At 57.6% G+C, this 25,281-nt stretch carries 24 protein-coding genes; 10 read left to right on the top strand and 14 right to left on the bottom strand.

The features are described from left to right. Nucleotides 1-8: 8 nt before the first annotated feature. Nucleotides 9-1,259, bottom strand: a complete 1,251-nt coding sequence (locus ACR0LL_RS02820) for a Zn-dependent hydrolase (RefSeq protein ID WP_480583765.1) — start codon at nucleotides 1,257-1,259, stop codon at nucleotides 9-11. A gap of 172 nt (nucleotides 1,260-1,431) precedes the next feature. Between ACR0LL_RS02820 and ACR0LL_RS02815 the strand changes: the two genes are divergently transcribed. Then, nucleotides 1,432-2,040 (top strand): TetR family transcriptional regulator C-terminal domain-containing protein, encoded by a 609-nt coding sequence (locus ACR0LL_RS02815; RefSeq protein ID WP_209504191.1) that lies wholly within the window; start codon nucleotides 1,432-1,434, stop codon nucleotides 2,038-2,040. 47 nt (nucleotides 2,041-2,087) lie between these two features. Here ACR0LL_RS02815 and preA read toward each other — a convergent pair whose 3' ends face one another. The 4 genes from preA to ACR0LL_RS02795 form a co-directional block, all read right to left on the bottom strand. Beyond that, nucleotides 2,088-3,392, bottom strand: a complete 1,305-nt coding sequence (gene preA, locus ACR0LL_RS02810; protein WP_480583762.1) for an NAD-dependent dihydropyrimidine dehydrogenase subunit PreA — start codon at nucleotides 3,390-3,392, stop codon at nucleotides 2,088-2,090. A gap of 18 nt (nucleotides 3,393-3,410) precedes the next feature. Beyond that, nucleotides 3,411-4,247, bottom strand: a complete 837-nt coding sequence (locus tag ACR0LL_RS02805) for a class I SAM-dependent methyltransferase (protein WP_480583760.1) — start codon at nucleotides 4,245-4,247, stop codon at nucleotides 3,411-3,413. Nucleotides 4,248-4,293: 46 nt separating this feature from the next. Then, entirely contained in the window at nucleotides 4,294-5,628 is a 1,335-nt protein-coding gene (locus ACR0LL_RS02800; protein WP_480583758.1) for an NAD(P)-dependent oxidoreductase, read from the bottom strand. A 159-nt stretch (nucleotides 5,629-5,787) separates the two neighbouring features. Then, the gene (locus ACR0LL_RS02795) at nucleotides 5,788-6,420 is read right to left on the bottom strand and encodes a cupin domain-containing protein (RefSeq protein WP_480583756.1); all 633 of its coding nucleotides are present in this window, start codon (nucleotides 6,418-6,420) and stop codon (nucleotides 5,788-5,790) included. Nucleotides 6,421-6,564: 144 nt separating this feature from the next. Between ACR0LL_RS02795 and ACR0LL_RS02790 the strand changes: the two genes are divergently transcribed. The 3 genes from ACR0LL_RS02790 to ACR0LL_RS02780 all read left to right on the top strand — a co-directional run bounded on the left by ACR0LL_RS02790 (nucleotide 6,565) and on the right by ACR0LL_RS02780 (nucleotide 9,637). Further along, nucleotides 6,565-7,560 carry a hypothetical protein gene (locus ACR0LL_RS02790; RefSeq protein WP_480583753.1) on the top strand — a complete coding sequence of 332 codons (996 nt, stop codon included), beginning with the start codon at nucleotides 6,565-6,567 and terminating at the stop codon, nucleotides 7,558-7,560. Between the two features lie 71 nt (nucleotides 7,561-7,631). Further along, nucleotides 7,632-8,924, top strand: a complete 1,293-nt coding sequence (locus tag ACR0LL_RS02785; RefSeq protein WP_480583751.1) for an O-acetylhomoserine aminocarboxypropyltransferase/cysteine synthase family protein — start codon at nucleotides 7,632-7,634, stop codon at nucleotides 8,922-8,924. 2 nt (nucleotides 8,925-8,926) lie between these two features. Continuing rightward, nucleotides 8,927-9,637 (top strand): GNAT family N-acetyltransferase, encoded by a 711-nt coding sequence (locus ACR0LL_RS02780; protein ID WP_480583748.1) that lies wholly within the window; start codon nucleotides 8,927-8,929, stop codon nucleotides 9,635-9,637. Nucleotides 9,638-9,639: 2 nt separating this feature from the next. Here the strand turns inward: ACR0LL_RS02780 and ACR0LL_RS02775 are convergent, their stop codons facing one another. Continuing rightward, entirely contained in the window at nucleotides 9,640-10,344 is a 705-nt protein-coding gene (locus ACR0LL_RS02775) for an SIMPL domain-containing protein (RefSeq protein WP_480492689.1), read from the bottom strand. 155 nt (nucleotides 10,345-10,499) lie between these two features. Here ACR0LL_RS02775 and ACR0LL_RS02770 point away from each other — a divergent pair, with 155 nt between their 5' ends. Continuing rightward, nucleotides 10,500-12,452, top strand: coding sequence for a hypothetical protein (locus ACR0LL_RS02770; protein ID WP_480583745.1), 1,953 nt, complete (start codon nucleotides 10,500-10,502; stop codon nucleotides 12,450-12,452). Between the two features lie 87 nt (nucleotides 12,453-12,539). Here the strand turns inward: ACR0LL_RS02770 and hppD are convergent, their stop codons facing one another. Beyond that, nucleotides 12,540-13,637, bottom strand: a complete 1,098-nt coding sequence (gene hppD / locus ACR0LL_RS02765) for a 4-hydroxyphenylpyruvate dioxygenase (protein ID WP_480583742.1) — start codon at nucleotides 13,635-13,637, stop codon at nucleotides 12,540-12,542. A gap of 147 nt (nucleotides 13,638-13,784) precedes the next feature. Here hppD and ACR0LL_RS02760 point away from each other — a divergent pair, with 147 nt between their 5' ends. Together ACR0LL_RS02760 and ACR0LL_RS02755 are read left to right on the top strand one after the other, a co-directional pair. Then, nucleotides 13,785-14,240 (top strand): Lrp/AsnC family transcriptional regulator, encoded by a 456-nt coding sequence (locus tag ACR0LL_RS02760; protein WP_267364492.1) that lies wholly within the window; start codon nucleotides 13,785-13,787, stop codon nucleotides 14,238-14,240. A gap of 19 nt (nucleotides 14,241-14,259) precedes the next feature. Continuing rightward, complete coding sequence (locus ACR0LL_RS02755; protein ID WP_480583739.1) at nucleotides 14,260-16,140, top strand: monovalent cation:proton antiporter-2 (CPA2) family protein; 1,881 nt, start codon at nucleotides 14,260-14,262, stop codon at nucleotides 16,138-16,140. A 30-nt stretch (nucleotides 16,141-16,170) separates the two neighbouring features. Here ACR0LL_RS02755 and cobT read toward each other — a convergent pair whose 3' ends face one another. Further along, nucleotides 16,171-17,181, bottom strand: coding sequence for a nicotinate-nucleotide--dimethylbenzimidazole phosphoribosyltransferase (gene cobT, locus ACR0LL_RS02750; protein ID WP_480583736.1), 1,011 nt, complete (start codon nucleotides 17,179-17,181; stop codon nucleotides 16,171-16,173). 78 nt (nucleotides 17,182-17,259) lie between these two features. Between cobT and cobS the strand changes: the two genes are divergently transcribed. Next, on the top strand, nucleotides 17,260-18,024 hold the full coding sequence (gene cobS / locus ACR0LL_RS02745) for an adenosylcobinamide-GDP ribazoletransferase (protein ID WP_480583733.1): 765 nt from the start codon (nucleotides 17,260-17,262) through the stop codon (nucleotides 18,022-18,024). Here cobS and ACR0LL_RS02740 read toward each other — a convergent pair. The 6 genes from ACR0LL_RS02740 to ACR0LL_RS02715 all read right to left on the bottom strand — a co-directional run bounded on the left by ACR0LL_RS02740 (nucleotide 18,021) and on the right by ACR0LL_RS02715 (nucleotide 23,869). Further along, nucleotides 18,021-18,782: a potassium channel family protein gene (locus ACR0LL_RS02740; RefSeq protein WP_480583730.1), complete on the bottom strand. Its 762-nt coding sequence runs from the start codon at nucleotides 18,780-18,782 to the stop codon at nucleotides 18,021-18,023. The two genes, cobS and ACR0LL_RS02740, sit on opposite strands and share 4 nt — an antisense overlap. A 117-nt stretch (nucleotides 18,783-18,899) precedes the next feature. Further along, nucleotides 18,900-19,409 (bottom strand): CarD family transcriptional regulator, encoded by a 510-nt coding sequence (locus ACR0LL_RS02735; RefSeq protein ID WP_209504207.1) that lies wholly within the window; start codon nucleotides 19,407-19,409, stop codon nucleotides 18,900-18,902. A 279-nt stretch (nucleotides 19,410-19,688) separates the two neighbouring features. Next, on the bottom strand, nucleotides 19,689-20,027 hold the full coding sequence (gene fdxA, locus ACR0LL_RS02730; RefSeq protein WP_170616129.1) for a ferredoxin FdxA: 339 nt from the start codon (nucleotides 20,025-20,027) through the stop codon (nucleotides 19,689-19,691). 66 nt (nucleotides 20,028-20,093) lie between these two features. Beyond that, nucleotides 20,094-20,459: an RNA-binding S4 domain-containing protein gene (locus ACR0LL_RS02725; protein WP_480583727.1), complete on the bottom strand. Its 366-nt coding sequence runs from the start codon at nucleotides 20,457-20,459 to the stop codon at nucleotides 20,094-20,096. A 6-nt stretch (nucleotides 20,460-20,465) separates the two neighbouring features. Continuing rightward, nucleotides 20,466-23,279: a helicase-related protein gene (locus tag ACR0LL_RS02720; protein ID WP_480583724.1), complete on the bottom strand. Its 2,814-nt coding sequence runs from the start codon at nucleotides 23,277-23,279 to the stop codon at nucleotides 20,466-20,468. 20 nt (nucleotides 23,280-23,299) lie between these two features. Next, nucleotides 23,300-23,869, bottom strand: coding sequence for a tetratricopeptide repeat protein (locus ACR0LL_RS02715; RefSeq protein ID WP_480583722.1), 570 nt, complete (start codon nucleotides 23,867-23,869; stop codon nucleotides 23,300-23,302). Nucleotides 23,870-23,938: 69 nt separating this feature from the next. On the opposite strand from ACR0LL_RS02715, the gene ACR0LL_RS02710 reads away from it, so the two are divergent. Next, nucleotides 23,939-24,229: an SCP2 sterol-binding domain-containing protein gene (locus ACR0LL_RS02710; RefSeq protein WP_209504212.1), complete on the top strand. Its 291-nt coding sequence runs from the start codon at nucleotides 23,939-23,941 to the stop codon at nucleotides 24,227-24,229. Further along, nucleotides 24,229-25,203, top strand: coding sequence for an alpha/beta hydrolase (locus tag ACR0LL_RS02705; protein WP_480583719.1), 975 nt, complete (start codon nucleotides 24,229-24,231; stop codon nucleotides 25,201-25,203). The genes ACR0LL_RS02710 and ACR0LL_RS02705 overlap by 1 nt, the downstream gene beginning before the upstream one ends. The last annotated feature ends 78 nt before the right edge of the window (nucleotides 25,204-25,281 follow it).

Genomic DNA, 25,281 nt, shown 5'->3' with positions numbered 1-25,281 from the left:
AGCGCCCCCTATTCCACGATTTCGGCAGTCTCGACCACGGCATGCAGCAAGACATCTGCCCCGGCTGCCGCCCAATCCTTGCTAATCTCTTCAGCCTCATTATGGCTCAGCCCGTCGACACAGGGGCACATGACCATGGCGGTCGGGGCCACGCGGTTAATCCAGCAGGCATCATGCCCCGCGCCCGAGATGATGTTGGTATGCGAATAGCCCAGCCTTTCAGCCGCATCGCGCACGGCAGACACGCAATCGTCGTCGAACTTCACCGGATCGAAACCGCCGACTTTCTCGAATTCGATCTGCAGGCCCATTTCTTCGACAATATCTTCCGCCGCCACCCGCAGGCGATTTTCCATGTCGGTGATCACCTCCAGCTCGGGCGAGCGGAAATCGACCGTGAAAACGACTTTTCCGGGGATTACGTTGCGAGAATTCGGGAATACGTCGATATGCCCCGCGGCACCGACCGCATGCGGCGCATGAGACCAGGCGATTTCGTCCACTTTCTCAAGAATGCGCGCCATCGCAAGCCCGGCATTCTTGCGCATCGGCATCGGGGTTGAACCGGTATGGGCATCCTTGCCGGTCACCGTGACCTGTGTCCAGCTCAGACCCTGACCGTGGGTGACGACGCCGATATCCTTTCCTTCGGCTTCAAGGATCGGGCCTTGTTCGATATGCAACTCAAAGAAAGCATGCATTTTGCGCGCGCCGACTTCTTCTTCGCCGCGCCAACCGATCCGGTTCAGCTCATCCCCGAACTTCTTACCCTCGGCATCTTCACGGCCATATGCCCAGTCCTGCGTGTGCATTCCCGCAAAGACACCAGACGACAGCATGGCAGGCGCATATCGCGTCCCTTCCTCGTTAGTCCAGTTGGTTGCCACGATGGGATGTTTTGTCTTGATCCCGAGATCATTGAGCGTGCGGATAATCTCCAGCCCGCCCAGAACGCCCAGCACACCGTCATATTTTCCGCCGGTCGGCTGCGTATCCAGATGCGATCCCACATAGACCGGCAAAGCGTCCGGGTCGGTGCCCTCACGATGCGCAAACATGTTGCCCATCTGGTCCAGCCCCATGGTGCATCCGGCCTCTTCACACCATTTCTGGAACAAGGCGCGGCCTTCGGCATCCTCGTCAGTCAGAGTTTGCCGATTATTCCCCCCCGCAACACCGGGACCGATCTTGGCCATCTCCATCAGGCTGTCCCACAACCTGTCGCCATTGATCCTGAGATTCTGCGCCGGAGCTGCCATTGTCTTATTCCCTGTTTGCTTGCGATTTTGCTCGCTATTGGTGTCTTGATTTGACCAACTGGTCAAACTCACGCTATCACGGGTTCGGTATCAGTCAAGAAATTGCGCGGCAAAGCCTGAAATTTCAGTGTAATCCGTGCCTATCCGACGAAAAAAGAGACACACTGAAATCATGCCGAAAGACCGCGCACCGACTCGTATCCAGAAGAAGAACCGAGCCGCGATTCTCGAGGCTGCCCTGAATGTGTTTTCCGCACACGGGTTTCGTGGGGCGACCGTCGATCAGATTGCTGCCGAGGCGGGGTTGAGCAAACCCAATCTCCTCTACTATTTCGCGTCGAAAGAGGCGATCCACACCGAATTGCTTTCGGGCTTGCTGGAAACCTGGCTGGCGCCCCTGCACGATCTGGATGAGACCGGTGATCCGATGGAGGAAATGCTGGCCTATATTCGCCGGAAACTGCAAATGAGTCAGGAGCTACCACGGGAAAGCCGCCTTTTTGCCAATGAACTTGTGCAAGGCGCGCCGCGCATTCACGACGCTTTGTCCAATGATCTCAAACAACTGGTTGACGAAAAGGTCACCATTCTCACCAATTGGATGGATCAGGGCAAAATCGCGCGGTTGCACCCTTATCATCTGATGTTTTCGATCTGGGCGCTGACGCAGCATTATGCCGATTTCGACGTTCAGGTGCGGGCTATTCTGGGTGACGAAAACCCGTTTGAGGGTGCAGAACCCTTTGTCGATACGCTGTACCGAAAGCTTCTGACGCCATGAATGCAGGGGCCGCGTCAGCGGCCCCTCAGGGATATTCCCTGTCTCGATCATTCCGCTGCTTTGGCCATCGGATTGTTCGGGTGCGTGGTCCAGTTCGCATAGGTCGGCTGAACCTCTTTCCCGGTGCGCGGATCGATTTCACCCGCCGCCATCGGCACCATCGAAATACAGCCCTCGACCGGGCAGACATCAACGCAGAGGTTACAGGCGACGCATTCGTCATCCATCACCTCGAACACACGGTCATCCGACATTGAAATCGCCTGATGGCTGGTATCTTCACAGGCGGCATAGCATCGGCCGCATTTGATGCACTGGTCCTGATCGATCTTGGCTTTGGCGATGTAGTTCAGGTTCAGGTATTGCCAATCGGTGACATTGGGCACCGCGCGCCCGATCACCTCATCAATGCTGGTATACCCCTTTTCATCCATCCATTCCGACAGACCTGTCGTCAATTCATCAATGATCTTGAACCCATAGGTCATCGCAGCGGTACAGACCTGCACCGTGCCACATCCCAGCGAGATAAACTCGGCCGCATCACGCCATGTGGTGACACCCCCGATGCCCGAGATTGGCATGCCATGCGTCGCCTCGGCCCGAGCGATTTCGGACACCATCGACAGGGCGATCGGTTTCACGGCAGGGCCGCAATATCCTCCGTGGCTGCCTTTGCCATCAATCGACGGTTCCGGGCTGAACGTGTCCAGATTTACGCTGGTGATCGAATTGATCGTGTTGATAAGCGACACCGCATCCGCGCCACCATTTCTGGCCGCCGCCGCAGGTTTCCGGATATCGGTGATATTCGGTGTCAGTTTCACGATGACCGGACGGTCATAGTATTGCTTGCACCACCGCGTGACCATTTCGATGTATTCCGGAACCTGCCCTACGGCGGACCCCATACCACGCTCGCTCATCCCGTGCGGGCAACCGAAGTTCAGTTCGATTCCGTCCGCGCCGGTTTCAGCCACCCGCGGTAGAATGGCTTTCCAGGCTTCTTCCTCGCAGGGCACCATGATCGAAGCGATCAGGGCGCGATCCGGATAGTCGGACTTGACCCGCGCCATTTCCTCGAGGTTCACCTCAAGCGGGCGGTCGGTGATCAGTTCGATATTGTTCAGTCCCAGCAAACGGCGGTCGGCACCGTAAATCGCGCCATACCGCGGGCCGTTCACATTTACGACCGGAGGTCCCTCGGACCCCAGCGTCTTCCACACAACACCGCCCCAACCGGCATCAAACGCGCGACGAACATTGTATTCCTTGTCCGTCGGCGGCGCAGAGGCCAGCCAGTAAGGGTTGGGGCTGGAAATGCCCAGAAAGTTAGTCGTCAGATCGGCCATGGCTTCTCCCTTCCCGGCTCAGCCGGATTTTTTGAATATCATTTCGGTCGGACGTATGCGCCCGGCCTTGAGGTTTTTGACGTAGTTCTGGAACTTTTCGGGCGCCGTCTCGCCCATCATCAGATGAATGCCCAGCGGTGCCGGGCCGGATTCGGCAATCTTTGCAAAGACGTCCTCGAAGAACTGTATCGCGAATTCGGTGCGATCCGTTTCTGTCACCAGTTCAAAACCCGCGGCGCTTGCCGCAGACTTGTAAACATCCGGCGCATCCACGAACGAGGTTTCGGCAACAGTGGACCACGGCAGAGGGAAAGCCAGCGGCTCATCCACGTCTCCGGCCATCACATCGAACAGGGCAAAAGTGCCACCCTTGGCCAGCGCCCGCGACACTTCGGCGAACAGCCCGGCCTTGTCCTTTATGTTCATGCCCACATGCATCATGACGGCCAGGTCGAACCCAGCATCCGGCACCGGCATGTCCAATGCGCTGCCCACATGAAAGCTGGTTTTCGAGGAATGCCCGACCATATCGCTGAGCACCTTGGCGGTTTCAACGAATTCCGGTGTCAGATCGACGCCTGTTACTGTCGAGTCATAGCGATCCACGACATAGCGACAGGTCCCGCCGATACCGCATCCGACATCCAGAACACGGGTCGCATGGGTCGGCGACAACTGCGCAAACAGGTTGTTGGTCGCCAGAACGCCGCCCGTATGGAACTCGTCCCCTGCTTTCAGGTCTGCGACCGTGGCCGCATCCGGATCGATACCGCTGGCCTCAAGCGCCGCGCGGACGCGGTCGGTCAGTGCTCCGGTGGTGTAGTGTTGCGCTACGGCTTGTTCGATCTGGGACATGGGAATACCTCAGCAGCGAAAGGAATGGGGTGAATACCCCATCCTATCACGAAACCAGCGTCGCGTGGATGTCCATCGCTGCATCCCGGCCTTCGGCAACAGCCGTAACGGTCAGGTCTTCGCCCCCCGCCGCGCAATCTCCGCCTGCCCAGACACCGGCCACAGAAGTGCGTCCCGCACCGCTGACAGCGATCTTGTTGCCGTCCAGCTTCAGCCCTTGCGGCGCACCTTCCAGCGTCTGACCGATGGCTTTGAGAACCTGGTCTGCCCGCAGCCGGACCGTCTCACCGGTTCCGGTGAGTTGGCCGTTCTGGCTTGAGGTATACTCCAGTTCTATCTCGGCGGCAGTCCCATTGCCGTGTACCGCCACCGGCTGCACGTTGGTCAAGATCTGAACCCCGTGCGAGGCTGCCAGATCCTGCTCGTACCGGCTGGCACCCATGGCGTCGCGGCCCCGGCGATAGGCAATGGTGACATTCTCGGCACCTAACAATTTGGACTTTACCGCTGCGTCCACGGCAGTCATGCCACCGCCAATAACGACGACGTTCCGCCCGACAGGAAGCTTTGCAAGATCACCAGCCTGCCGCACGTCCGAGATGAAATTGACGGCATCCCGCACGCCGTCCTTGTCAACACCATCCGCGCGCAGGGCATTCACCCCGGCAAGTCCGATGGACAGGAACACCGCGTCGTAGTTTTCGACCAGACCATCCAGCGAGATGCCTTCACCCAGAACCGACCCGGTTTCAACCGTGATACCACCGATTTTCAACAGCCAGTCGACCTCGGCCTGCGCAAAATTGTTGGTCGATTTATAGGCGGCAATCCCGTATTCGTTCAGACCGCCCGGTTTGGGCTTGCCTTCGTGGATCACCACGTCATGACCCAGCATGGCAAGACGATGCGCGCAGGCCAGACCGGCAGGCCCTGCCCCCACGACAGCAACCGTCTTCCCGGTTGATGCCGCACGTTCAAACGGATGCGCGCCCGCAGACATAAGATCATCCGTCGCAAAGCGCTGTAGCCGTCCGATTTCGACCGGCTTGCCTTCTGCCGTCTCGCGAACACAGGCCTCTTCGCACAGTGTTTCCGTCGGACAGACACGGGCGCACATTCCACCCAAAATGTTCTGCTGAAAAATCGTTCGCCCGGCTGCCTGCGGCTGTCCGGCCTGAATCTGACGGATGAATAGCGGAATATCGATGTCTGTCGGACACGCTGTCACGCAAGGTGCGTCATAGCAGAAATAACAACGGTCTGCTGCAACTGCGGCCTCATGCGGGGCCAATGGCGGATGCAGATCGGTGAAATTCGAGGTCAGCTCATCGCTTGAAAGCCGCCCGGCGACGATGCCGGGTGCCATCTGGCCCTGTGCCATCACTCTACTCCCTGTAGATATGTTTGTTATGACCTCAGCTTGCCACAAATAAATTTTTTATCAATTGGTAAAATTTGCCAAATGGTCAAAAAATTGAAAATCCGGGCCGTAGAACCCGGATTCATTGGCATTTTGGTTAATTTCAGGGCCGAAAAGCTTTCAGACCATTTCGCCAAGATGGTGGGACTTGGTCCAAACCCGGGCGCCGTCAGGCCCTGCAACGGCCCGCGAGTGCGTTCCGGGCGGCAAGCGTAACCAGTCCCATGTAGAAAATTCCTCCCCCGATTCAGAGAAACTGCCGCTTATGACAAACACTTCCATGCCTTCGCGCGCATCCAGCTCGACCACGTCCCCCGCCGCCCATGTCCGCACAAAAACGTCCTCATGATCATCTTTGAACAGTTGTACGTCAGAATCGCCATTTATCGAGCGGCGCACCTCGGTACGGTCTTGCGGGTCAAACTGGTGGAGCTTGACCAGAATGGTCGCGCCTTCCGCTGCAGACGGAGTGTGCGAGGACGTCGGCGGATTGCGCACATAGCTGCCGACGGGGAAATCTCCGGTCTCGTCCTGAAATACGCCGTCCAGCACCAGATATTCCTCGCCGCCGTCATGGGTATGGGCAGAAAAAGCGCTGCCGGGCGCAAAGCGGACAATGGTTGTTGCACGGGCCACCTCATCACCAATCCGGTCCAGCATTTTACGCTCGACGCCAGCCGCAGGGGAAGCGACCCATTCGCTATTGTCAAAATGAACTGCGACCCGTTTTGTGAAATCCGCATTGATCCGCATGTGTAACCCTTTCTGCTGCGACCCCTGAAAGAAATGGGATCGCGCGATGAAATTTCAAATTTTCCGCTTTTGACGCCTTGGGCCGCTTGCTGTAATCCGGACTTCAAGGTGCACGGTCAAACACCTGTCGGGAAACGGGCATAGATGCAGGCAACGTCACAGAAATTCAACATCGCGGTCGTCGGTCAAAACAACCGCCTGCAATACGAAGCCCTGCTGTTTGCGGCTTCACTGCGCCATTCTTCACCGCAATTCGAGGGCAAACTGTTTGTCGCCACACCCAATCCGGGGCCACGCTGGAAACAGGACCCACGCATTCAGGACGAAGAAGTTCTGAATGCCCTGAAACAACTGGATGCCGAATTTCTGCCCTTCGACTCGCATGTATTCGGTGAAAGCTATCCCTACGGCAACAAGATCGAAGCGCTGATGGCTCTGCCGGAAGATGAGCCCTTTGTGTTCTTTGACACCGACACGCTGATCACTGGCGAGATCACATCTGTACCTTTTGACTTCGACCGCCCCAGCGCATCACTGAAGGTTGAAGGGACATGGCCCAAACCAACGCTGTATGGCCCCGGCTTTGACGGTATCTGGCGCGCGCTTTACGCCCGGTTCGGGTTGGATTTCGAAGGCTCGCTGGACACCGATCAACCCCATGACCACTGGCGGCGGTACCTGTATTTCAATGCAGGCTATTTCTTCTACAAATGCCCGCGAAAATTTGGTGAGCGTTTTCTGGACTACGCCAAAACAATCCGCGACGAAAACATTCCGGAGTTGACTGGCCAAAGCCTTGACCCTTGGCTGGATCAGGCCGCCCTGCCCCTTGTCATTCACTCGTTCGGCGGTGGTCGTGATGTTTTGCCCCCCGGTTTGCTGGACGGGTCCGTCAGTTGCCACTATCGCCTGTTTCCCTTGCTTTACGCCCGTGAAAGCGACCATGTGATAGACGTCGTGGAGGCCATCGTCGCTCCAAACAAGGTCAAGAAAGTTCTCAAGCAATATGAGCCGCTGAAAAAGATGGTGCTGCAGGGGAAAGGCGCAAAAGTCCGCGCCCTGTTTGACCGGGATCATCTGCCACGACGTGAACAGGCCATCCGCAACACGATCAAAAGCAAGGGCCTCTGGCTGCGCTGACAGGATCGTTGTGCGCAGGCGGGCAATGGCCTACAGATTTCGCAAGACAAATTCCAACAGGAGATTTCAAGATGTCTGACGGCCCCACCTACGGTTTCGACACGTTGCAAATTCACGCGGGCGCCCGCCCCGACCCGGCGACCGGAGCGCGCCAGACACCGATCTATCAGACAACTGCCTATGTGTTCCGCGATGCGGACCACGCAGCGGCCCTGTTCAACCTGCAAGAGGTGGGCTTTATCTACTCCCGCCTGACCAATCCAACTGTGGCCGTTCTTCAGGAACGCGTGGCAACACTTGAGGGCGGCGTTGGTGCTGTTTGCTGTTCGTCCGGGCACGCGGCCCAAATCATGGCGCTGTTCCCGCTGATGGGTCCGGGTTGCAACGTGGTCGCCTCGACCCGTCTGTATGGCGGCACGGTCACGCAGTTCAGCCAGACGATCAAACGTTTTGGCTGGTCGGCAAAATTCGTGGACACCGATGATCTGGACGCGGTGAAGGGCGCAATCGATGAGAATACCCGTGCGATTTTCTGCGAGTCCATCGCCAATCCCGGCGGCTATGTGACGGATATCCGTGCGCTGGCGGACGCGGCTGATGCAGCGGGCATTCCGCTGATCGTCGACAACACCTCGGCCACGCCCTATCTGTGCCGCCCGATTGATCACGGCGCGACCCTGGTCGTGCATTCAACCACCAAGTACCTGACCGGCAATGGCACCGTCACTGGCGGTTGCATCGTGGATTCGGGCAAGTTCGACTGGTCGGCAAATGACAAGTTCCCCTCGCTCAGCCAACCCGAACCGGCCTATCATGGACTGAAGTTCCACGAGACCTTTGGCCCGCTGGCCTTCACCTTCCATGGCATCGCCATCGGTCTGCGTGATCTGGGCATGACCATGAACCCGCAGGCAGCCCACTACACGCTGATGGGGATCGAAACCCTATCGCTGCGGATGGAGCGTCATGTTGAAAACGCGCAAAAAATCGCGGCCTGGCTGGAAGCGGATGATCGCGTGGACTACGTCACCTATGCCGGGCTGCCCTCTTCACCCTATCAGGATCGGGTGAAGGCTCAGTATCCACGTGGTGCAGGCGCATTGTTCACCTTTGCAGTGAAGGGCGGCTATGACGCCTGTATCAAGCTGGTCAATGCGCTGGAAATCTTCAGCCACGTAGCCAATCTGGGCGACGCGCGCTCGCTGATCATTCATTCGGCATCGACCACGCACCGTCAGTTGACCCCGGAACAGCAGGAAGCCGCAGGCGCAGGTCCGGGCGTGGTGCGCGTGTCCATCGGGATCGAGGACGTGAACGATCTGATTGCCGACCTTGATCAGGCCCTGGCCAAAGCAACCGCCTGACCATGACCCAGCACGACACAAACAACCTTGGCCAGCCTATCGGTTTACCGGTTTCGGGTGACTTTCCACGCCCGACGCCACCCTATACGCCGATGGTGGGCCGGTATTGTTCTGTCGTGCCCCTTGATGTGAACAGACATGCGCCCGGATTGTTCCGGGCGTTTGCAAAGGACACGGATGGCCACAACTGGACCTACCTGCCTTACGGCCCGTTTGCTGGCGAGTCTGAGTTCGAAGACTGGGCGCGCGCCAACTGCATGGGCGCGGACCCGATGTTCCATACCGTTCTGGACGGTGATGATATACCGTTGGGCATGGCCTCATATTTGCGGATCGAACCCGCTGCCGGAGCGATTGAGGTCGGGCATATCCACTTTTCACCCCTGCTTCAGCGCAAACCGCAATCAACCGAAGTCATGTATCTGATGATGCGGCGCGTGTTCGATGAACTGGGTTACCGGCGTTACGAATGGAAATGCGACGCGCTGAATGGTCCGTCGCGCAGTGCGGCAGAGCGGCTTGGGTTTACCTTCGAAGGCGTGTTTCGCCAAGCAACCCACTACAAAGGGCGCAACCGCGACACAGCCTGGTATTCAATCATAGATACCGAATGGCCACGCATCCGCGATGCTTTCGAGGCCTGGTTGTCACCCGAAAATTTCGACGCTTCGGGCCAGCAACGAAAACCGCTGACGGCCCGTGCGACAGGTTGAATTCATTCCGAGATCTCGAACACCATCGAGACGCTGACAGACACCGAAACCTCACCACCTGCGACAGGAACACCCCCTGCGTCAGCCATGCTCATCATGCGCATCTCGGGCATCGGGCGCACGCCCCCCGTTTGTTCCGAAATCGTTTGCACCGCGCCAAGGGTTACACCCGCCGCCTGTGCCAGCTGCTCGGCCTTGGCCATAGCTTCGCCGACAGCTTGCGCGCGCGCTTGGGCTTCGATTGGTTTGGTATCCTGCACCCCAAAGCTCAATCCACCAAAATCGTTGGCGCCATCCTGAATGACCGCATCCATGATGCTTCCAAGCTTGGACAGATCACGCACACGCACAAACACGCGGTTCGAGGCAGCGAACCCCGAAATTTCCGGTGTTTCCCCATTCTGCCCGTGCCGCCCAGACCAAACAGGGGAAAGCGACAGATCGCGGGTCTGAATATCGCGGTCTTCAATCCCCATCCCGGTCAGGCGCGCAAGAACCTTCGCAACTGCGTCCGAGGTGGCCTGCATCGCTGCCGAAGCCTCGGCATTTTCATTTGTCACACCCAATGTGATCGTCGCCATATCGGGGGCAACATCGATGGTTCCGGTTGCGTCAACGGTGATGCGACGTTCTTCCGCATGGGCAAGTCCAGCGGTCGTTGCGGCCATCATTGCGGCCAGAAAAGCGAATGTCTTCAATGTTATCACTCCGATTTGCTTGCGTTAAAGATGGGTCGGCGATGCATTGCCATACAAGAGGAGAGTTTGCCTTTTTCTTTCCCTCGGCAAGTTCCTGCTTTAATGTCGGTCTGCGAACGCCAAGGTGTTTGCATTGACGTTGATAATTATGGTTCCTGCGGATTATGAAACCTGCCTTTGCGCTGTCTTTTTCTGCGACCGGAATATCACTGTATCATCACTCGGATGACGAATGGTTCGTTATCGGCTCGATTCCCTTGGATTCGCCGGACCTGTCCGGTCAGATGCAGGTTTTGCGGGAAAACGCCTTTGCGTTGGAAAACGACCTAAGCTGCAAGCTTGTTCTACCTTCCGAACAGGTTCGATACCTTCAGGTTGCAACCGATGACTTGCCCCCCGAAGACATGGTCGAACGTATTGAGAGCGCACTTGCCGACGCAACGCCTTACGCATTGTCCGAGCTCAGCTACGACTATCAGATCGAAGGCGGCACCACCTATGTTGCAGCCGTTGCGCAAGAAACGCTGAGCGAGGCGCGTACCTTTGCCTCGGACCATGGTTTCGTGCCGGTTTTGTTTTGCGCCGAGGAAGACGCAGACGCATTCCCCCGAGAAGCATTGTTCGCGCAGCGTTCAGGCACATCGGAAACCCGACCAGCAGAGCTACCGCTGTCGGTAAAAAACGCAGACCAGCCCGAACCGGCAAAATCCTCTGGGAAACCAGCGCATCCCATTGCAGGCGCAGCGGCACCAAACGTGTTTCTGACCCCCGAAACACCTGACAATAAGTTTGCGACTACGAAAGCGCAGGCACCGCGTTTTGCTATCCCGGCATTTGCCGCGGCGCTTCTTCTTGGTGGCGCTTTCGGCGTTTGGCTGGCCTTGGACAGCGGTGGAGAAACAGATCAGGCCGCACCGAGCCCAATTCCAACCGAGACAGGTGTTTCCGAGCCGGTTATCGACGCCCTGCCACCGATAGTGCCCGAAGTTGCGGCAATTGCCCCCCCGGAAAACTTGCCCGCTGACCCTGCTCTGGACAGGGACGTGCCCCCAACACCGGAACCTACTGACGCCGAAGCCGAAGAACAACCGGAACTCACGCCTACCGACGCGGCAATCCTTGAGGCGCTCAAGGTGGCCCCGACCCCTGTTGAATCTGTGGCTCAGGACCCCGAGGCAGATGAGGATATCAGCGCTGCCTCCGGTGTGAATGTAACGCCTCCGGCCGCTTTGGACGTGCCAGAAGCCCCGGAACCGGACGATCTGTATCTGACGTCGATTGACAAATCCGACCTGTCCAGCGATGCGGTTGCCCTGCCCCCGGCTTCCAGTTTCGATACCGACGAACCCTTTGTTCGGGACGTGCAACATGGCATAGCAGGAGCGCGGTTCAATCTGGATGATCGCGGGCTGGTAACGCCCACGCCGGAAGGGACGCTGAACCCGGATGGGATTGTCGTTTATCAGGGCCGACCGTCGAAGGTTCCGCCAGCAACGCCAGTGCGTTTCGAAGATGAACCCGTACTTGACGAGGTCGACGAAAGACTGGCCGGTCTTCGCCCCAAACCTCGCCCCGCAGATCTGGTCGAGAGCTTCGAACGCGGGCAGTTGGGGGGGCGGTCGCTGGCAGAGCTTTCGACCAAGCGACCAAAAGCACGCCCGGACAGTCTGCAAGCGCGCACAGAAATCGACGAGACGCCAACCGCATTGGCCGTTGTCCGCGTCCCGCGCCCCAGAGTGCGCCCGGCGGGTCTTGTTATTGCAAAGGCACCTGCTTCTGGTAACTCCAATCTTGGATCAACGGCCGCGCTGGACCAGAGTTCAGACGACGCCGGATCGTTTCAGGCGAAATCGGTCGCGCCCAAGATTCCCTCAACCGCGTCTGTAGCCCGGCAGGCCACGCTCGATAACGCGATCAATTTGCGTCGCCTGAATCTGATCGGCGTTTACGGCACACCCGCAAATCGGCGCGCCTTGGTCCGGCTTCCCAGTGGGCGCTACAAAAAACTGAAAGTTGGGGACAGTATTGACGGCGGCAAGGTCATTGCTATCAGTGACAGTGAACTGCGTTATCAAAAGAAAGGTCGCAACGTGACCCTGGCGATGCCACGCAGCTGACATAGGCGCTCAAAGCTGTGACCGATCACCTGTAGACAGGCACGTCAGAGGCAGCAGAACCGCCCCCGACTTATTGGTTCATTTGGATCAAGCCGCGGAAATCTCGCCGCTTTCGATCTGTTCGCGCTCGATGGATTCAAACAGCGCCTGGAAGTTCCCTTCGCCGAAACCATCATCACCCTTGCGCTGAATAAACTCGAAGAAGATCGGGCCAATCACCGTTTTCGAGAAGATCTGCAACAGAATGCGCGTCTCGCCCCCGTCAACGACACCTTCACCGTCGATCAGGATGCCGTGTTTCATCATCCGGTCCAGCGGCTCTTCATGGCCGACCACGCGGGTCCTGGACATCTCGTAATAAGCTTCATTCGGACCCGGCATGAACTTCAGGCCGTTTTCAGCAATAGCATCGGTTGACGCGTAGATGTCGTCGCTGCCCACTGCGATATGCTGAATGCCTTCACCTTTGTATTTCTTCAGATAAGACACGATCTGCCCGGTCTCACCGCGGTCCTCGTTGATCGGAATACGAATACGACCGCAGGGTGATGTCAGCGCGCGGCTATAAAGGCCGGTGAATTTTCCCTGAATGTCAAAGAAACGAATTTCACGGAAGTTGAACAGGTCGCCATAGAACTTGAACCACTTGTCCATGTTGCCCTTGTAGACATTGTGCGTCAGGTGATCGAGATAGAAGAACCCCTCGCCCCGAGGTTTGGATTCCTTGATCCAGTTGAATTCCTGATTATAGGGCGATGTGTCGTAGTACTGATCAATGAAATAGATCAGCGACCCGCCAATACCCTTGATCGCAGGCACATTCATGGTTTTGTCAGCGTGGTCGTAAGGTTCCGCACCTTTTGACACGGCATGCTCAAACGCTTTTTGCGCGTCCACGACCCGCCAGCCCATCGACGGCGCACAGGGCCCATGTTCGGCCACGAACTTAGCCGCAAAACTGTCCGGGTCAGCATTCAGGATATACGTCACATCCCCTTGCTGCCATAGCTCGACAGAGGGTTTTTCCTTGTGGCGGGCCACCAGATCAAACCCCATCTTTGCGAACAGGTCACGCAGCTCCTGCGGTTCTGGATGGGCGAATTCGACGAATTCAAACCCATCTGTACCGGCAGGGTTTTCTTCGCTGATCACGGATTTCGGGGCATTGTGCGGGAAAGGACCCATGGCGCGTCTCCTACGAAAACAGGAATTTCTTTGCTGATTCAAAAATACGACTTTTCTGACGCTGTTTCTGCGCATTGTTTTCGTATAAACTGGAAGATGACGCGCAAAACGCGCATATAAGTTAATAAAACCAGGATTTTTCCGCACATGCTGGATGCAACCGACAAGCGACTGCTTTCCGCGCTGCAAAAAGACGCGCATCTGACGGCCCATCAACTGGGTGAAATGCTGAACCTGTCGCCCAGCCAAGCGGGACGCCGCCGACAGCGGCTTGAAGTCGAAGGGTACATCACCGGGTACGCTGCCCGGCTGGACCCGCTGAAACTGGGCCTGCAGGTGCAGGGGTTCGTTCAGGTGCATCTGGGCACCCATGGCCCCGAGCAATCCGCAAGCTTTGCCCGCATGGTCGACACCCGCCCCGAGATTACCAGCGCATGGACGATGACGGGTGAGGCAGACTATCTGCTGCACATCTACTGTGACGACCTGTCCGCCCTCAACAGCTTGCTACATCAGGTGATCCTGCCGCATCCTGCCGTTGCACGAGTACAGAGCCAGATCGTAATGGATCAACTTAAACGCGACGCCCCCCTTCCCACCTGAAAAGGTTCCGAGGACACACATGGACGACTTTCTATACCAGGCTTCGATCTATCTGGCAGCGGCAGTCATTGCCGTTCCCCTGTCTGCCAGACTGGGGTTGGGATCTGTGCTGGGCTATCTTGCAGCCGGGATCATAATCGGACCCGTACTGGGGTTAGTCGGAGCGGAAACCGAAAATCTTCAGCATGTGGCCGAATTTGGCGTGGTGATGATGCTGTTTCTCATTGGTCTGGAATTGGAGCCACGCGCCTTATGGGATATGCGCGACAAGCTATTGGGTCTGGGCGGTTTGCAGGTGTTGCTGTCAACAGTCGCGATTGCTGCCGTGGCTATGTACGCCAACCATCCATGGTCGGTTGCCCTAGCGGTGGGTTTGACCCTTTCGCTTTCCTCGACTGCGATCGTTCTTCAAACCCTGTCAGAAAAAGGCCTGATGCAGACAAACGGCGGCCGCGCGACATTTTCGGTTCTGTTGACGCAGGACATCGCGGTGATCCCAATTCTGGCTTTGTTGCCACTGCTGGCGCTGCCCGCCATGCCGCGTTTCCAAGCAGATGGATCGATTGACCGGGGGGCTGGAGGATCACATGGCGCAGGCGATCACAGTTTGTCGCTGGTCGAAGGGCTGCCGGGCTGGGCCGTTACCCTTGTCACAATCGGCGCGGTGGTGTTTGTCATTCTGGCCGGTGTCTACCTGACAAGACCGTTGTTTCGCTTCATCCACGCAACCCGTCTGCGCGAGATGTACACCGCACTGGCGCTGATGATCGTCGTGGGCATTTCGTTTCTGATGACACTGGTCGGCCTGTCACCTGCCTTGGGCGCGTTCCTGGCAGGTGTTGTTTTGGCCAGTTCTGAATTCAGACATGAAATGGAAAGTGACCTTGAACCGTTCAAAGGGTTGTTTCTGGGGCTGTTTTTCATCACGGTCGGGGCCGGAATAGACTTTGGGTATTTTTTCAACGACCCGCTGGACCTGATTGGACTGGCGCTGCTTGTGATACTTGCCAAAGGGATCATCCTATTTCTGGTGGGCAAGGCCTTCAAACTGCGGGGGCGCGATCACTGGTTGTTCACCCTAGGGTTGGCGCAGGCTGGTGAGTTCGGATTTGTCCTGCTGGCATTTTCGACGAAACAGAATGTTATTCCGCCCAACCTGTCGCAAAAGCTGCTGATGATCGTTGCTCTGACGATGTTGATCACACCTCTTCTTTTCATCGTCTACGATGCGTTGTCGCGGAAGATTGGCGATTCCGCGGCCAGCCCCGAACCTGACGTGATCGACGAAAAGGGCCCCGTAATCATCGCCGGCATTGGTCGCTTTGGTCAGATCGTCAACCGGCTGGTGCGGGCCAGCGGTTTCAAGACAGTCGTTCTGGACCACAATATTGAAACGATTCAGCTGATGCGCCGATTTGGTGTCAAAGGCTTTCTGGGCGATCCCACTCGACCGGAACTGCTGCGCGCGGCGGGGTTGGACAAAGCATCCGTTCTTGTTGCCGTTATGGATGATCACAAGCAAGTCACGCGGCTTGTCAGCTATGCCAGACGGCAGCGTCCTGACCTGCACATCATCGCCCGCGCCCGCGACCGGACCCATGTGTACGAGTTGTATCAGGCGGGTGCCAATGACATCGTGCGGGAAATGTTCGACAGTTCGCTGCGCGCAGGTCGCTATGTTCTGGAGAATGTCGGACTGAGTGAATACGAAGCAGCCCAGGCCGAGCAGACGTTTTACAACCATGACAGGAAGGCGGTGCGCGATCTGGCCGAGCTTTGGGTCCCCGGAATGCCAATCGCCGAAAACAGGAAATATATCGAACGTTCGCAGGCACTGGAAAAGGATCTGGAAACCGCGCTGCTGGAACTGGCTGAAGAGCACGCCAAGAAATCGGCCTGACCCAAGCCTTTGCCCGGGTCAGGTGCGAGTTCAGCCGTCAGAAACCCCAGCTTCGGCAAAGGTTGCCATGCCGGAATGACAGGCGACCGCGCTTTTCAGAATGTTGATCGCCAACGCCCCGCCGGACCCTTCGCCCAACCGCAGGCCAAGGCTCAGCAAAGGCTCTTTACCCAATTTTGCCAGCACGGCACCATGGGCTGCTTCGGCGCTTTGGTGGCCTGCCACAGCATGATCCAGCGCACCATCCGACAGCTTCCACAAGCAGGCTGCGGCAGCCGAACAGATGAACCCGTCCAGGATCACCGGGATGCGCAACACCCGCGCGGCAGCAATTGCGCCCGCCATTGCAGCAATCTCGCGCCCACCAAGACAGCGCAGGATGTCCAGACCATCATCTGACGCGTGTTTGGCGACACCCTCGGCCACGACACGGGTTTTGTTGGCCAGACCGGCGTCATCCACACCGGTTCCGCGCCCTGTCCAATCGGACGCGTCGCCACCAAACAGCGCGCAGGCAATAGCCGCAGCCGGGGTGGTGTTGCCAATCCCCATTTCGCCGACCACCAAAAGATCGGATTGCGGATCAACGGCCAGCCAGCCAGTGCGCAACGCGGCCAGCAATTCATCCTCTGTCATGGCGGGGGTTTGGGTGAAATCCGCGGTCGGCTTGTCCAGATCCAGCGCGTGAACATCCATCTTCGCGCCTGCCGCCCTTGCCAACTGATTTATCGCCGCCCCGCCATGTTCGAAATTCATCACCATCTGCACGGTTACTTCCGGCGGAAAGGCCGAAACACCCTGCGCGGTAACACCGTGATTTCCGGCAAACACAATGACCTGAGGCGCGCTGATCTGTGGACGGGCGTCCCCTCGCCATCCTGCAAACCAGACCGCAAGATCCTCAAGCCGACCAAGCGCTCCGGGGGGTTTGGTCAATTGTCCGTTTCGCTCGGCCGCGCCCTGCACCGCAGCAGCATCTGGGCCCGGCGCCCCCGCTAGGACAGCACGGAACGTGTTCAAATCATTCAGTTCAGGCAGCATGAAAGCCTCATTGCATCAGAGTGGTCCTGCGTGTTTAACCGAAGGATCGAAACCAACAAGACCCCGAAAGGCACGGGCGTGCATAAAAACGACACCAAACCGTTTTCCCTGTGGGATGTTCCGCTGGCCCTGGTGCTGTTGACCCGCCTGCCCCTGCCCCGTTTGCCCAAAGCCGTGTTTGCCCGGCAGGCACAATCGGTATGGGCATTTCCACTGGTTGGGCTGGTCGTTGGCGGGCTGGCATGCCTGACCGGTTGGCTGGCGATGGGGCTTCAACTGCCCCCGTTTGCGGCAGCCTCGTTGCTGGTCGCGGTACTGATCCTGTTGACGGGCGCTATGCACGAGGATGGTCTGGCCGACACGTTCGATGGGCTTTGGGGCGGTTTCACCCCTGAACGGCGGCTGGAGATCATGAAGGACAGCCAGATTGGAACGTACGGCGTGCTTGCCTTGATGATCTCGCAGATTTTACGAATCTCGGCGATTTCCACCATACTCGCTGTTGGTCCGATCTGGATGGTTGTTGCGGCTTGTGTATTTTCCCGCGCCCTGATGCCAGCACTAATGGTTCTTCTTCCAAACGCCAGAAAGTCGGGCCTGAGCCATTCAGTTGGCACCCCCGGCGCAGGATCAGCCTGTATCGCCGTGGGCATCGCGATTCTGGTCGCTTTCAGCTTGTGCGGAAGTCTGGCGCTTAACGCGATAGTCTGCGCGGCTTTAATCGTTGCGGTATTGGGGCTCGTCGCGAAAACCAAGATCGGCGGTCAAACCGGAGATATTCTGGGCGCGTCACAGCAATTGGCGGAGATCACGTTTCTGCTTGCCCTCAGCACCCAGATCTAGGAAGCGCCCCCAGTTTCAATTCGCAACGTATCGCCGCAATGTTTGCAATGCACGGCGTCCGGGTCGTGCCGGTACAACCCACAGCTGGGGCATTTGTGACGGACCTTCTGTGGCGCGAAAATTGCTTGCGCTAGCCGGACGAACAAGGCCACGCCAACGACCATTATGAAGACGGAAAACAGCTTGCCACCCGGTGTGACCAAAGTGATGTCGCCAAACCCGGTCGTGGTGAGCGTCGCCATGGTAAAATACAGCGCATCTATGTAAGGCGTTTGCGCGTCTTCGGGGATAAAAAACACCAAAACGGCCGTCGAGGTGGCAAAGACAAAGACCAGCAGGTTGATCGCCGCGATAACAGCGTCCTCGTGCGTGCGGAAAAAACGGCTGTCGCGCCGCAGATCCCAGAGCAGATGATATGAATGAATCAGACGCAGAGCGCGTAATATCCGCAGGAAAGCCAGGTTTCCTGTCAAAAACGGATCAAGCACCAGCGAGAGGACGACCACGATATCCGCCACTGTGTAGATCTGGCGCAAAAATCTCCAGCGGTCTTTTGAAATCCAGAGACGCGCAGAGAAATCCAGAAAGATCAGCACACCGACCAGTTGGCTTGCAACGGTCAAGCCCGGCCCATGCGGGATGTGGGCCGTCCCGACAAAGAAAATGATTGTCGCCACGTCAAACAGGATCAGTGCATACCTAAACCAGACCGAAACAGGGTCGTGTCCGATATACAGGTATTTCACAGTCTGCTTCATGTCTGTCCGGTAATCCGCTGCATATACAGTGAAATTAGCGCCACTTAAACAAATCACCAAGCCACGAAAAAGGCCGCCCCAAATTTGGAACGGCCCGTTTTGTCAAAGTACCTTCAATCAGGCAGCGCGTGAGGTCAGAACTTCGTCCACCTGCTTGGCAGCTGACACCTCGCCAGCGCCTGAAACAGCCGCGACCTCACGGGTCAGACGTTCCAAGGCGGCTTCATATAGCTGACGCTCGGAATAGCTCTGCTCGCGCTGGTCATCGGTGCGGTGCAGGTCACGGACCACTTCGGCGATCGAGATCAGGTCACCCGAGTTGATCTTCTGTTCATATTCCTGCGCACGGCGGGACCACATGGCGCGTTTCACCTTGGCCTTGCCTTTCAGCGTTTTCATCGCCTGGCTGATCACATCGGGCGAGCTGAGCGACCGCAGACCGGATTCGGTCACCTTGTTGGTCGGCACGCGCAGCGTCATCTTGTCTTTCTCAAATGAGATGACGAACAGCTCAAGCGAGAATCCCGCGACATCCTGTTCCTCGATCGAGATAATCTGGCCCACGCCATGGGCGGGGTAGACAACATAGTCGTTCGGGCGGAACTCGAGCTTTTTCGACTTTGTCATTCAGTTTCTTCCTTGCTTGCGGACGGGACACGGACAACAAAAGCACCACATGCGGGGACTGTCTCAGCCCCGTCAGGCGGCGATATTGTCACAAATTCAGAACTCCAAAGTGAGCATACTTACGGAGCGCATCCCAATCTCGGTCATCATGTAGGTATAGTATATCACAAATTTACGACGCCCGAAAGTTTACCTTACGGGAATTTATCATATTCAACCTGCATTCAACAGGTTGTGCCGCGGTCTTTATGCCAAAACAGGCCGCTTGGAACGAATCACTCAGCCGCCTTCGCCGGGCGCTTCCGAGAAATACTTCTCCATCTTGCCCTCTTCACCGTCACGCTCCTCCGCATCTGGCAGCGGGTCTTTCTTGGTGACGATCACCGGCCATTGTTCGGAATACTTGCGATTGAACTCGACCCACTCCTCCATACCTGGCTCGGTATCGGGGCGGATCGCGTCGGCGGGGCACTCGGGCTCGCACACGCCGCAGTCAATGCATTCGTCAGGATGGATGACCAGCGTATTTTCACCTTCGTAGAAACAGTCCACCGGACACACTTCGACACAGTCGGTGTATTTGCAGGCGATACAGTTTTCGGTGACTACATAGGTCATGGTCGGATTCCTGTTTGCGGTTTGAGCGACTAGCTAATTCAGTCTGGCCCGCTCTTCAAGACAGGATCAGTGATCTTCCGGGCGAGAAAGATCAATAGCGCGTCGATCTTTCTTGGTTGGTCGACCTTTTCCCTCGAATCCCGGATTTACAAGAGGCGCTTCCTGCTTTTCGGTCATATCAAAGTACAGCGTTTGCGCCTCGGGCGCCGGACCGCGGCGTTCCCCCAGTTTTTCCACACGTATCACGCGGACAATGCGGCCCTGCGAGAAGGTCAGAACGTCACCGGGGGCCACGGTCTGCGCCGGTTTCAGCACCCGGTTTCCATTCAGCCGGACATGGCCACCACTGACCTGTTTGGCGGCAAGGCTGCGGGTCTTGAAGAACCGCGCCTGCCACAACCATTTGTCAATTCGCAGTTTGGCCTCGGCCATCTTGCGTCAGTTGCCGTCCTTCAGACCCATAAGCGCTGCGGCGAACGGGTTGTCGGGATCAATGGCCTTTTCCTTTTTCGGTGGCCGTGATGAGAAGGTCTTGGCACCCTGCGGCTTGCCGCCCTTCTTGCCGTGCGGTTTGCCACGGCCGTCCTGCGGTTTGCCCCGTGGTTTCCCCTTGCCCTGCCCCGGCTCGCGGCGCGGGCCACGGTTCGGCTGGCGCTGACGACCCCAGGTGAAGGTGTAAAACACTTCAACCTCGGATTCATCCGACGCACGTTCCGCAACCTGACCTTCTGCGACGACCTCTGCTGCCGCCTCAGTGCTTTCGGTGGCCTCGGCTGGCGCGGCGACCTCTTCTGAGGCCGCGTCAGGTGCTGGCGTCTCATCGATAACGGCTTGTTCAGCCGCCTCTGTCTCAGGCTGCTCTGCCGGTGCCGGTTTGACCTTGTCACGCTCGCCGCGCTCGGCTTTGTAGCCGAGCCCCTGCATCAGGTCTGCAAACTGTTCAAGCGTCATGCCAGTGATCGACAGCATATCCGGCTTGGCTTCGAACCCGCCACGGCTATCTTCCGAACGAAGCATGTCCGCCAGACGTTCCAGCATATCGATACGGATCGATCGGTCGCCCGCATCGCGGTAGCCGCACATGGTATCGTAACCCTGCGGTGCATCCTTGGCGACCGGCACTGTTACCAACCCCGGAGGCGGTGCTTCGGGGAATTCCTGCAAACCGCCATACAGCGCCCATAGCACTAGGCGCAGACGCGTCGGTGCGGGCTTCAGCAAGAGCGGCATGAAGATGGTGAACTGGCCAAACCGGATACCATGCTTGCGCAAGGCGCCGCGGGCGTCCTGATCCAGATCCTTGACCTCTTGCGCGACACCGGCGCGCGGCAGAACGCCCAGCGCCTCGACCATGCGGAAGGCAAACCCTTTCGCCAGACCGTTGAGTTCCTCGTCGCGCGACAGATTCAGCAACGGCTCGAACAGCGCAGCAATCTTGCGGTCGATGAAATGCTGCAACCGGCGCCGCACCTTCTGTTCGACATCCGGACCGGCGGCCTCATCCACAAAAACCTCGACCACGGGCTTGAGAGGTTCGGCCCCGGCAACCAGTTTGCCAACGGCGTATTCGCCCCACATCAGGCCACCCTGATCGGTGAAATCAATTTCGGTATCGGGCGCATTGTAGAAGCGATCGGCACGCAGATGGAATTGCGGCGCGAGTGCTTGCAAAGATGCCGATTTGAGCGCTTTCGCCTCGGTTCCTTGCGCGCTTTTGTCCGGGCTGAACCGGAACCCTTCCAGACGACCGACGAATTCGCCTTCGACGGTCACTTCACCCTTGTCATTTACTTCGGCCAAAAGGGCCTCCTTCTGTTTGAGCCGCCGCAACAAAACCGATGTACGCCGGTCCACAAATCTTTGAGTCAGTCGCTCATGTAGTGCGTCAGACAGTCTGTCTTCTACAGTGCGCGTTTCGTCACGCCAATGTGATTCGTCACGCACCCAACCGTTTCGTTGCGCAACATATGTCCAGGTGCGAATATATGCCAACCTTTTGGATAACGCATCGATATCCCCATGGGTTTGGTCAATCCGCCGTATCTGCCGGGCCATGAAATCATCAGGAATACTGCCGCGTTCGTGCAGGTGGCCATAGATCACTTCCAGAAGGCTGGCGTGTTCTGCATGGCTGATGCCGCGAAAATCAGGGATTCTGCACACATCCCAAAGCAATCGGATGGATGGACCGTCACTTGCGCGGGCGGCAATCTCGGCCTGTTGTGACAGCGATTTCAACACATTCAGGTCATCAGCAGGGCGGGCTTTGATCAGGTGTTCGTCACTCGGGCTGACCTCAAGCGAGCTGATCAGCGCATCAATCGAACCAAACCGGAGAGCGGCATTCCGCCAGTTCAGCTTTTTCATCGGCGTAAACCGGCTGTCCATGATTGCTTGCGCGACACCTTCGTCCAGCGGCGGCGCCTCTCCGGTCACGCCAAAGGTGCCGTCCGACATGCCACGCCCGGCCCGGCCTGCGATCTGGGCCAGCTCATTCGGGGCCAGCGGGCGCATCCGCCGCCCGTCGAATTTGGTCAGGGATGAAAATGCAACGTGGTTTACATCCAGGTTCAAGCCCATGCCGATGGCATCTGTGGCAACCAGATAATCAACCTCGCCATTTTGATAAAGTTCCACCTGAGCATTCCGCGTCCGTGGGCTCAGGGCCCCCATGACCACCGCCGCGCCACCTTTCAGGCGGCGCAGAAGCTCCGCGATGGCATACACATTCTCAACCGAAAACCCGACAATAGCGCTGCGGGCCGGCATCCGGCTGAGTTTCTTCGAACCGGAATAGACCAGCTGCGACATCCGCTCGCGTCGGACAAACTGCGCCTCGGGCACCAGCGCCGCAATCGGGCCGCGCATCGTGTCAGAGCCAAGAAAAAGCGTCTCGTTTGTTCCGCGCGACCGAAGCAGGCGATCTGTAAAGACATGGCCGCGCTCGGGATCGGCACACAACTGGATTTCATCAATCGCCACGAAATCCGCACCCATACCTTCGGGCATCGCCTCGACAGTACAGACCCAATACTGGGTCCGGGGGGGTACGATCCGCTCTTCACCGGTGACAAGCGCAACAACCGACGGCCCGCGGATGGCGACGATCTTATCGTAGACCTCGCGCGCAAGCAGACGCAGCGGCAGACCGATGACACCTGTGCGGTATCCCAGCATCCGTTCGATTGCATAATGGGTTTTACCTGTGTTCGTAGGGCCCAAAACGGCCACTATTCGGGATGACCCGCTCACCTTTGCCCCCTGCCCGGACTTTACAGCGCTGCGCCGTCAATCTGCGGCTTCAGTCGATTCACCGCATTGGTTACTTCTTCGTGGTGGGGATGTATAGCCAATGCCCGTGAATAGGCCTCGTAAGCTTTGTCAGGTTGTCCGATAATCTCAAAGATCAGGCCCAGACCATAGATTGCCTCGTAATTGTTGGGGTTCAGGGTCAGGGCATGTTCCAGATCGGCAGCGGCCATGCCAAACCGTTCGATCCCGAAAAAGGCCGAAGCGCGCAGGTGCCAGCCTTCAGCAAAATCGGGCGCATGGTCCGTCAGGGCGGTCAGATGTTCCAGTGCCGCACTTACGTCTCCGTCATCCAACGCTTCGCGGCCACGTTCCAGCAGCAGATCGGCCGATGCTGAACCGGACTGGGCCCACAGAGCTTGCAACTGCCGATCCAGAGCAATGGCCTGATCGGGCGTCGATTGGGCAAGTTGTTGCAGCAATTCGCCCTCGTCCCGTGAATCCGCCTGTTGCGCGAGGCAAGTGGAGGAAATCGTGACTAGGACAAAAAGTGCCGCGACGGTACCTTTGAGATTGTAGATTGCAATGCTCATAACAATAGTCAGTGTAGCGTTGCGACCGGGGATGTCCATTCACGGCGCACTAACAATATGAGGAAAAACATGAGCGAGACACTTGAAAAGGCAGCCGCCGCTTTGAATGAAAAACTGGAAGGCGGCGCGTTTGATGCCTCGGCCAAGTTTGATATCGCCGATCTGGGGGCTATTGTCCTGGATTCCAACGGCGCGCGGGTCAGCGACGATGATGCTGATGTCACCCTAAGCGCGGATGCCGACACGTTCGAACAAATCCTCAGCGGTGAATTGAACCCGACAGGTGCGTTCATGTCCGGCAAGCTGAGCATTGATGGCGACATGGGTGTTGCCATGAAGCTGGCATCGGTACTGGCCTGATGGAGTTCTCGCCGGCCCCTTTGTTTGAAGACGTGGCCGGCGGCCCCGCCGGTGGAAAGGCCCGCTGGTTGACGACGTCGGATCAAAAACGCATCCGCGTTGCTCACTGGCTTCCGGACGGAAAGGCACATGGCACTGTCATGATGTTTCCGGGACGCACGGAATACATTGAAAAATACGGCAATACTGCCAGCGAATTCGTAGAACGTGGGTTCGCCATGCTGGCCGTCGACTGGCGCGGTCAGGGTCTTGCAGATCGGTTGCTGGACGATGCTCGGGTCGGACATGTCGATCAGTTCACCGATTACCAGCAGGACGTTCAGGTCACCCTGAAACTTGCACGCGCGCTGGACCTGCCGAAACCGTGGTACGTGGTCGGGCATTCGATGGGCGGTGCAATCGGGTTGCGTGCCGTCATCGAGAATGGCTGCTTTGCTGCGTGTGCCTTCACGGGCCCTATGTGGGGAATTTTCTTCACTCCGGTCATGAAACCCCTAAGCCGCGTAACAGCCTATTGGGGCACGGCGCTTGGCCTGGGCGAGCGCACACCCCCCACCACAACGCTCAAAAGCTATGTTCTGTCGCAACCTTTCGAGGGAAACATGCTGACCCGCGACCCGGACATGTACCGGATGATGCAGGATCAGTTGAACGCACATCCTGAACTCGCGCTGGGTGCCCCTTCAAACCTGTGGCTGCGCGAGTCGCTGGACGAATGTGCATGGTTGATGGAACAGCCCGCCCCGAAAACTCCTTGCCTGACATTTTTGGGCAGCCATGAGCAAATTGTGGATCGCAAGGCAATTCGTGCGCGCATGGCCAATTGGCCCAACGGAACGCTGATCGAAATTCCGGATGGTGAACACGAGGTGCTGATGGAAGCACCCGAGGTTCGAGGGCCTGTTCTGGACCAGATCGCGGCGCATTTTCTGGCCAACCAGGCCAATAGCGTTTCCAAGCTGGTTTCCTCGTAAACCTTTTCACCTTTGGGATTGGCCGCTTGTGATCCGGGCGCGCCAGCCCTAGATGTTTGCAAAAGCAGTCTACTAAAG

The sequence above is a fragment of the Ruegeria sp. AI2 genome, assembly GCF_056541275.1.
This window is presented reverse-complemented; position numbering and strand designations above follow the sequence as displayed.

Excerpts from the sequence above, each read along its gene's own strand:
- ACR0LL_RS02795 (WP_480583756.1), bottom strand. The coding sequence starts at position 6,420 with ATGCGGATCAATGCGGATTTCACAAAACGGGTCGCAGTTCATTTTGAC.
- ACR0LL_RS02815 (WP_209504191.1), top strand. The coding sequence starts at position 1,432 with ATGCCGAAAGACCGCGCACCGACTCGTATCCAGAAGAAGAACCGAGCC.
- ACR0LL_RS02790 (WP_480583753.1), top strand. The coding sequence starts at position 6,565 with ATGCAGGCAACGTCACAGAAATTCAACATCGCGGTCGTCGGTCAAAAC.
- ACR0LL_RS02760 (WP_267364492.1), top strand. The coding sequence starts at position 13,785 with ATGCTGGATGCAACCGACAAGCGACTGCTTTCCGCGCTGCAAAAAGAC.
- cobT (WP_480583736.1), bottom strand. The coding sequence starts at position 17,181 with ATGCTGCCTGAACTGAATGATTTGAACACGTTCCGTGCTGTCCTAGCG.
- ACR0LL_RS02715 (WP_480583722.1), bottom strand. The coding sequence starts at position 23,869 with ATGAGCATTGCAATCTACAATCTCAAAGGTACCGTCGCGGCACTTTTT.
- ACR0LL_RS02780 (WP_480583748.1), top strand. The coding sequence starts at position 8,927 with ATGACCCAGCACGACACAAACAACCTTGGCCAGCCTATCGGTTTACCG.
- preA (WP_480583762.1), bottom strand. The coding sequence starts at position 3,392 with ATGGCCGATCTGACGACTAACTTTCTGGGCATTTCCAGCCCCAACCCT.
- ACR0LL_RS02705 (WP_480583719.1), top strand. The coding sequence starts at position 24,229 with ATGGAGTTCTCGCCGGCCCCTTTGTTTGAAGACGTGGCCGGCGGCCCC.
- ACR0LL_RS02725 (WP_480583727.1), bottom strand. The coding sequence starts at position 20,459 with ATGGCCGAGGCCAAACTGCGAATTGACAAATGGTTGTGGCAGGCGCGG.
- hppD (WP_480583742.1), bottom strand. The coding sequence starts at position 13,637 with ATGGGTCCTTTCCCGCACAATGCCCCGAAATCCGTGATCAGCGAAGAA.
- ACR0LL_RS02735 (WP_209504207.1), bottom strand. The coding sequence starts at position 19,409 with ATGACAAAGTCGAAAAAGCTCGAGTTCCGCCCGAACGACTATGTTGTC.
- ACR0LL_RS02755 (WP_480583739.1), top strand. The coding sequence starts at position 14,260 with ATGGACGACTTTCTATACCAGGCTTCGATCTATCTGGCAGCGGCAGTC.
- ACR0LL_RS02770 (WP_480583745.1), top strand. The coding sequence starts at position 10,500 with ATGAAACCTGCCTTTGCGCTGTCTTTTTCTGCGACCGGAATATCACTG.
- ACR0LL_RS02710 (WP_209504212.1), top strand. The coding sequence starts at position 23,939 with ATGAGCGAGACACTTGAAAAGGCAGCCGCCGCTTTGAATGAAAAACTG.
- ACR0LL_RS02800 (WP_480583758.1), bottom strand. The coding sequence starts at position 5,628 with ATGGCACAGGGCCAGATGGCACCCGGCATCGTCGCCGGGCGGCTTTCA.
- ACR0LL_RS02785 (WP_480583751.1), top strand. The coding sequence starts at position 7,632 with ATGTCTGACGGCCCCACCTACGGTTTCGACACGTTGCAAATTCACGCG.
- ACR0LL_RS02740 (WP_480583730.1), bottom strand. The coding sequence starts at position 18,782 with ATGAAGCAGACTGTGAAATACCTGTATATCGGACACGACCCTGTTTCG.
- ACR0LL_RS02820 (WP_480583765.1), bottom strand. The coding sequence starts at position 1,259 with ATGGCAGCTCCGGCGCAGAATCTCAGGATCAATGGCGACAGGTTGTGG.
- fdxA (WP_170616129.1), bottom strand. The coding sequence starts at position 20,027 with ATGACCTATGTAGTCACCGAAAACTGTATCGCCTGCAAATACACCGAC.
- ACR0LL_RS02805 (WP_480583760.1), bottom strand. The coding sequence starts at position 4,247 with ATGTCCCAGATCGAACAAGCCGTAGCGCAACACTACACCACCGGAGCA.